General features: G+C 73.8%; 5 protein-coding genes. 3 read left to right on the top strand and 2 right to left on the bottom strand.

Annotated features, from left to right (window positions below):
* The 3 genes from IF45_RS32790 to IF45_RS0130780 all read left to right on the top strand — a co-directional run.
* Nucleotides 1-162, top strand: a 162-nt coding sequence (locus tag IF45_RS32790; RefSeq protein WP_157846490.1) for an LPXTG cell wall anchor domain-containing protein, incomplete at its 5' end; no start/stop codon positions are given.
* 206 nt (nt 163-368) lie between these two features.
* Nucleotides 369-2,207, top strand: a complete 1,839-nt coding sequence (locus IF45_RS0130775) for a SpoIIE family protein phosphatase (protein WP_030310869.1) — start codon at nt 369-371, stop codon at nt 2,205-2,207.
* 68 nt (nt 2,208-2,275) lie between these two features.
* A complete protein-coding gene (locus IF45_RS0130780) occupies nt 2,276-3,022 on the top strand; it encodes a hypothetical protein (RefSeq protein ID WP_030310870.1) in 747 nt (248 codons plus the stop codon).
* A 74-nt stretch (nt 3,023-3,096) separates the two neighbouring features.
* On the opposite strand, the gene IF45_RS0130785 is transcribed toward IF45_RS0130780, so the two are convergent.
* Together IF45_RS0130785 and IF45_RS0130790 are read right to left on the bottom strand one after the other, a co-directional pair.
* The gene (locus IF45_RS0130785; RefSeq protein WP_030310872.1) at nt 3,097-5,262 is read right to left on the bottom strand and encodes a glycoside hydrolase family 6 protein; all 2,166 of its coding nucleotides are present in this window, start codon (nt 5,260-5,262) and stop codon (nt 3,097-3,099) included.
* A 247-nt stretch (nt 5,263-5,509) separates the two neighbouring features.
* Nucleotides 5,510-6,727 carry a Rieske 2Fe-2S domain-containing protein gene (locus IF45_RS0130790; RefSeq protein WP_030310873.1) on the bottom strand — a complete coding sequence of 406 codons (1,218 nt, stop codon included), beginning with the start codon at nt 6,725-6,727 and terminating at the stop codon, nt 5,510-5,512.
* Nucleotides 6,728-7,449 lie beyond the last annotated feature (722 nt).

Raw genomic sequence — 7,449 nt, forward strand, 5'->3', positions numbered from 1 at the left:
ACCCACACCCCCGAACCCACGCACCCCCCCAGCCACCCCGGCGAGCTTCCGGACACCGGCCAGAGCAGCGGCTCGATGCTGCCGCTGGCGACCCTCGCCGGCACGCTGGCGCTGGCGGGCCTGGTGCTCCTGATCGTCCTGCGCCGCAGGAGGACCGGCTGATCCCCACCCCGCGCGGCTGAACCAGGCCGCCGCACCACGCCAGCGCCACCGCCACCGGGCAGGACCGCCGCCCGGTGGCGGTGGCGTGTCCGGCGGATCCCGGCCGGGTCCCCGCGCACCGGCGGCACCGCCGGGAGGGCTGGCCTACCCTGGCAGGAGTGGGCCGGCAGCGGTCATCGACAGAATTGACAGGAAGGTCCGCCGCCATGGCAGAGGAGAGCGGACCCCGGGCCGGAGCGGGGTCCGGGGGGTCCTCCGGCGCCGTCTCCCCCGATCAGGAGGGCGCGCGCCTGCTGGCGCTGGAGCAGGCGGGGCTGTCGTCCGCGGCCGACGAGGGGATGGACCGGTTCGCGCGGATCGCGGCGCGGCTCGTGGACGTGCCGGTGGCCCTGGTCTCGGTGGCCGGCGCCGAACACCACTCGTTCCCCGGCATGACCGGCCTCGAAGCCCCGCTCTCCGAGCTGCGCCGGACGGGACTGTGCGCGGCGGTCGTCTCGGCGGGCCGGCTGATCGTGCGGGACGCCCGTACCGATCCCCGTACCCGGGGGCAGCCGATGACCGAGGAGCTGTCGATCGCCGGGTACGCGGGGCTGCCGCTGGTCGACGACGACGGGGTGGTGCTGGGGTCGCTCTGCGCCGTCGACCGGCGTCCCCGGGAGTGGACCGACCGTGAGGTGGAGGCCCTGGCCGACCTGGCGGAGGCGTGCGCGGCCGAGATCCGGCTGCGGATCGTGACCCGCCGGATCGAGGAGGCGCGCGGCGAGACGGCGGCCCTGCTGACCCGCTCCGAGCTGGTGCTGCGTGCCTCCGAAGTGCTCGCCGACACCACCGGCGTCGGCCAGGTCCGCCACCAGGTCGGCGAGCTGATCACCCGCGACCTCCGCCCCTCCTTCGCCGGGCTCAGCCTGGCCCAGGAGCGCATCCCCTGGGACGCCACCGAGGGGCGCTGGCCCGACGGCACCGTCCAGGACCCGGCGGTGGACCCGGTGGCCACCCCGTGGCCGACCGGCCGGGCCGCCCGGGAGAAGCGGACCGTCGCCGTCCACGGCATCCAGGAGGTACGCGCCGAGTACGGGGACGAGGCGGCGGCCCGCTGGGAGGGGCTGGGGTTCGCCTCCATGGTGTGCGTACCGCTGGCGGGCACCCGGCGTGTCCTGGGCGCCCTCGCGGTGGCCTGGCGCCACCGGCACGAGCCGGACCTCGGTGAACTGGCCGTGCTCACCGCCACCGCCGCCTACGCCGCCCGCGCCCTGGAGCGCGCCCTCTTCGTCGACGAGCGGATCGACGTGGCCCGCCAGTTGCAGGACGCCATGCTCACCGAACTCCCCTCGGTACCGGGGCTGGAGATGGCGGCCCTGTACCGTCCGGCCGTCGCCCGCGACCGGGTGGGCGGCGACTGGTACGACGCGTACCGGCTGCCGGCGGCCGGGGAAGGGGAGGAGGGGAACGAGGAGAGCGGCGGCCCCACGCTCGCGGCGACCATCGGCGACATCACCGGCCACGACATCCGCGCCGCGACCCTGATGGGCCAGGCCCGCAGCATGCTCCGCCAGGCCGACCACGACCACCCGGGCGCCGGTCCCGCCGCCGCCGTCGGGGCCCTGCACCACTCCACGACCACCCTCGACCTGGGCCTGACCGGCACGCTCATCCACGCCCACCTGACCCCGCGCGACCAGGGCTGGGAACTGACCTGGACCAACGCCGGGCACCCGCCGCCACTGCTCGCCGTGCCGGGCGCGCCCTGCCGCGTGCTGGCCGAGCACGAGATGATGCTCTACCCGGGCCTGGCCGAGGGCGGCTGGCAGGAGTACCGGCAGACCCTGCCGCCCGGCAGCACGCTGCTCCTCTACACCGACGGGCTGGTGGAACGCCGGGGCGAGGACATCGACGCCGCCATCGAACGGCTCGGCACGCTCCTCGCGGCGGGGGCCGGCACCCCGCTGTCCCGCCTCACCCACCAGCTCACCGTCAGCATGGCCGGCGAGGACCCCGAGGACGACGTGGCCCTCCTCGCCCTGCGCTGTCCCGGCCCGGACGCCTGACGTACACCCCGGCCCGACCAGCGGAAACCCTGTGGCACGGCCGCATCCGGACTCGTAGGCTCACGCGCATGAAGCTGGAGATCACCACGCTGGCCGCCCGTCCGGAACTGGCGGGGGCGCTGGGCGAGATGCCGGACACCTGGCCGGAGTTCGTCCTGGAGGACCTAGTCGGCTGGGCCAACTTCCCGCGCATCGCCGAGGAGTTCCCCGAGTACGTGCTGGTGGCCACGGACACCGACGGGGAGGTGGTCGCCCGCGGCTACAGCGTGCCGTTCGCCCTCGACGCCCCCGGGCGCGGCCGGCTGCCGTCCGGCGGCTGGGACCAGGAACTGCTGTGGGCCTTCTCCGACCTGCGGCGCGGCCGGACGCCCGACACCGTCGGCGCCGTCGAGATCACCGTCGCCGGCGACCACCTCGGCAAGGGCATATCGGGCCGCATGGTCGAGGCGATGCGCGAGAACGCCCTCGCACTGGGCCACCGCGAACTCGTCGCCCCGGTCCGCCCCAACGCCAAGCACCTGCGCCCGGACCTGCCGATGACGGAGTACGCCCGGCTGACCCGCGCCGAGGACGGACTGCCCGAGGACCCGTGGCTGCGCGTCCACGTGCGGGCGGGCGGGGTGGTCGACTCGGTCGCCCCGGTGTCGATGACGGTCAGCGGCACCCTGGAGCAGTGGCGGGAGTGGACCGGGCTGCCCTTCGACACCGAGGGACCCGTCGAGGTCCCGGGCGCGCTGGTCCCGGTCCACTGCTCGGTCACCCACGGGTACGCGGTGTACGCCGAGCCCAACGTCTGGGTGCGGCACCGGCTCTGACCCCGCGGCCCTACGGGCGGGAGGCCCGGCACGCCGTCAGGTGCGTGCCGGGCCTCCCTGCTGGGGGGGACGGGTCAGGGCGCGGTGCCCCAGGTGAGGGCGGTGCCGAGGTAGAGGCCGATCTTCGCGTGGTCGGTGAAGCCGGTGGAGGTGGAGCGGCTGTAGTCGTCGCTCTCGTCGAAGTTCGACCAGTCGGCCTTGTTCAGGCGGAGCTGGATCTCGCCGGTGGCGGCGCCGGGGGCGAGGCTGCCGGAGGCGAAGCCGACCTCCACGTAGTGGCTGGCGCCGGGGGCGGAGCCGCCCGCCTGCTTGACGGTGTGTGTGACACCGCCGCAGCCGAGCTGGGCCCAGTCGCACGTACTGGTCACCGCGCCCGATCCGTCCGGCGTGAACCAGTACCGGAGCTTCACGTCGGCCAGGTTCACCGCGCTCTGGCCGGTGTTGACGACCTGGAGCCCCATCCGGATCTGGTTGTCGGTGGGCGAGGTGTCCGAGGTGCGGTACTGGACCTTGAGGGCGCCGGTGGAGCCGCCGCCCTCGGTGGTGGTGGCGGCGAGGGAGGCCGAGGGCGGGGAGACGTTGCCGGCCGCGTCCTTGGCGCGGACGGTGTAGGTGTAGGCGGTGCCGGGGGTCAGGCCGCTGTCGGCGTACGCGGTGGTGGTCGTGGAGCCGACGCGGGTGCCGTCGCGGTACACGTCGTAGCCGGTGACGCCGGTGTCGTCGGTGGCGGCGGTCCAGGAGAGGGAGACGGTGGTGGCCGAGGTGGCGGTGGTCTTCAGGCCGGTGGGGGCGGTGGGCGCCGTGGTGTCGTCCTCACCGGGGCCGCCGGGCTCGCCGCCGCCGTCCAGCGGCGGGTGGGCGTTGGCCAGCAGCTCCTGGAACTGGGCGGAGAACCAGTGCCCGGCGACCGGCGAGTCGGGCAGCGCGCCGGTCAGGCTGAAGCCGTTGCGGCCGTTGCCCTCGTAGGTCGGGTCGCACATCCGGTCGAAGCCCTTGCCCTCGTCGTTGTCGATCGGCTCGCTGCTGCCGTCCGACTCCCCCGGGGGCTTGGCCCACACGTACGCGTCGATGCCCGGCTCGGGCGCGGTCACCGGGCGCTCGCCGACGCCGGCGCCGCTCTGGTTGCACCAGTTGCCGGCGTGGATGCGGCGGTCGGCCCGGCTGCCGTCGACGTAGGCGTCGACGCTGGTCGTGGGGCCGGGGCCGGTGGGCCGGTCGTCGCCGCCCCAGCCGTTGCGGGCGGTGTCGATCAGCATGCCGAGGCCGGAGTCGAAGCCCTGGCGGACCAGTTCCTCGCGCAGGCCCTGGGCGAAGGTCAGCTCGTCCACGTAGTAGTTCCAGTCGACCCACTTCGACTGGCGCACCGTGGTCCCGTTCACCGAGTCGGTGATCTTGAGGTACGGCTCCTTCAGCACCGAGTAGTTGGCGGTGTTGACGATGAAGCCGTGCACGTCGCCGACGGTGGCGCCCTCGGTGGTCGCGGCCTTCTTGAACTGCTGGGCCGCCGGGACGAAGTTGGAGTCCCAGCCGAGCCAGCCGTGGTGGGCGGCGTCCACGTAGTTGTAGACGTTGGGGATGTCCCCGAGGGTGCTGAGGGCGTACCCGACGCCCTTCTCGTAGTTCCCGTTCTCCTTCATCACGGCGCACTCGGGCGTGGAGCCGGCGGTGCCGCCCGCGTTGGTGACGAGGTTCGGCAGCGAGTCGGGCTCGATGAGGGCGACGATGCGCAGCTCGGCGTAGGCCGGGTCGGCGAGCAGCTCGGCGATCGGGTCGATGTACTCGCTCTTGTACCGCCCGATCTCGGTCGGGCCCAGCTCGCCGTTGGAGGCGAGGGCGGCGCAGTCGCGGCCCGGAAGGTCGTAGATGACGACCTGGAAGAGGTCGGCGCCCTGGTCGAGCGCGGTGTCCAGGTGCTCTTTCAGGCCGCGGCCGGCCGTGGTGCCCTCGATGGCGGCGATGCGGTCCATCCAGACGAAGGACGGCTCGTCCGCGATGGCGCTGCCGCCCGGTTCGGCGGCGGCCCTGGCCGACCAGTCCGGGTTCACGTACGGGGTGGCGCCCACGTACGGGTTGTCGACGCGGGCGGCCGTCACGTCCTCGGCGTCGGCGGACGCGCTGCCGGGGACGGCGACCGCCAGGGAGGCGCCCAGGAACAGGGCGGTCAGCGCGGCGGCCGACCGGCCGCGACGGGGGTGCTTCGTCCTGCCGGAAAGTCTCGTCCCTCTGCTTCTCGTGCTCATACGGCTCCGTGCTCCTCTCGTACGCCCTCGGCAACGCTGCCGGGGCGGGATCGGGGGTGCGGGTGGTGCTCGGAGTACGTGGTGCTGTGCTGAGCTGCGCGTGGTGCGTCCGGGAGTTGAACTGTGGGAGCGCTCCCACATTCCCGCTGTGACCAGTACCTGTCAACAGCCCGCGCAAGGATTGCCCGTACGGGCGGACCGCCGACGGGTCCGCCCGGGACTGGGGGTGACGGTGGTGCGGGTGGGGTCAGTGGGGGCTGGGCCGCTCGGGCAGGCCGGGCTCCGGGGCGCCGACGCGGCCGGGGGCGCCTTCCCGGCGGGAGCTGCCGCCGGGGGCGGGGCTGGGGATGCCGTCGGCGCCGGGGGTGACCTCGGCCCCGGAGCCGGAGCCGGGGTGCGTGTCGGTGCGGCCGGCGGAGGCGGGGGCCGTGACGGGCTGCGGCGGGTAGAAGCGGCGGGCCCAGCGCCGGAACGGGCCGATCGGGCCGTCCCCGTGGGCCAGCCGCGGCGGCTGGACGTACTGCTTGTGGTGCCAGACCGGGAAGTCGGCCGCCGTGAACGCGCAACTGGCCTTGAACACGGCCCGGTCCAGCACCCGCGTCGCCGCCCGGCTCACCGCGCGGGCGAGCGGGGCGGGGAGCCGGGCGGGCTCGTCGAAGGTGAGCCGGTTGAGCTGGCGGAGCTGCATCCGGTTCGGGCCGATGGCCGTCGGCAGCACCGTCGTACACATCCGCAGGCCGACCCGGGGCGTGTGCACGTCGACGTGGAGGGCGGCGAGCCCGTACCCCTCCACGCGCACATCCACGGTGAACTCCCCGAGCACCGGCGCCGATTCATGCGCCCGCATCGACAGCCGGAACTCCGCCCCTTCGTACCGCACCGGCCCGCCGATCTCCGCCCGCCGCCACCCGTGCAGCGTGGCGAAGTGCCCGAGGTCGACCGAGTTCTCGATCACCTCCTGCGCGTGCCCCGCCATCTCCCACACCCCCGACCGCGCCGGCCGGTGCCCGACCACGTGCCACTCCGGCACCGTCCAGTCCGGCGCCCGCCCGTCGTGGTGCCGCCACACGAACACGGCCCCGTTCACCTCACACACCGGATACTGCCCGAGCGGCGACCGGGGCGGCGCCGTCTCGTACCCGGTCCGCACACAGGCCCCGTCGGGCCCGAACGCGAAGAGGTGGAAGGGACAGACCAGGTCCTCCCCGTCGACCCTGCCGAGCCCCAGATGCGCGCCGAGGTGGGGACAGTAGGGCTTCACGGCCCGCAGAGCACCGGTCCCGAGCCGGTACAGCACGACATCCTCCCCGGCGAGCGGCCGGGTGAGCACCTTCCCTCTCGTCAACTCCTCGGAGAAGGCCACGGCAGCCCACCCGTCGGGGTAGGGCAGGGCAGCCTGCCCGGCGACATCGGCCGGGGTCGGCCCTTCGGTGATAGCGGTTCCGTACTTCCGTGACAGTCCCACGCGGTGCTTCCTCTCGGGTGGACGAACTCCCTGGAGGAGGCTGCCCGGGGGGTGGGGGGATGCACTTGGGGGGTGGGGGATCACTCGAAGGGGGTGGGGGCCGCCTCGGAGCGGAGCACGCCGAGGCGGGGCACGCGGCCGACCGCTTGGGACTACCCCCACACGCGCGGGGAGCACTTTCTCCTGGAGACCCTTCAAGGACTCCCTGAGGGAACACCCCCGCACGCGCAGGGAGCATGACTCGGGCAGCGAGGAGCTGACCACCGAGGAGGGACCACGCCCGCATACACGGAGAACACTCCACCAGGCGCCAGTAGCACTTGTCGACGTCGGGGCCACCCCCGCACACGCGGGGAGCATCGCCCCCGAGCCCGAGTGCACGCCGCCCAGACGGGACCACCCCCGCACACGCGGGGAGCACTGTTGTCCGCTTCCAGGTATGCCGCCTCGTAGAGGACCACCCCCGCACACGCGGGGAGCACGCTGAACTCCCGTCGCTCGACCTGGAGCTCAAGGGACCACCCCCGCACACGCGGGGAGCACCCTCCATGACCTGCGGCCTTACCCGCCCCCACACCCCATCTCTGCAAGCTTGCCAGATTCCGGCAATTGCCCTGAAAGCCGCATACAACCCTCCCCTCGACCCCATCAAGAGCCTGTCTCTTATACACATCTGACGCTGCCGACGACTCCTTACGTGTAGATCTCGGTGGTCGCCGTAT

Source organism: Streptomyces albidoflavus (assembly GCF_000719955.1).
In the GTDB taxonomy this organism is placed as follows: Bacteria; Actinomycetota; Actinomycetes; order Streptomycetales; family Streptomycetaceae; genus Streptomyces; species Streptomyces albidoflavus.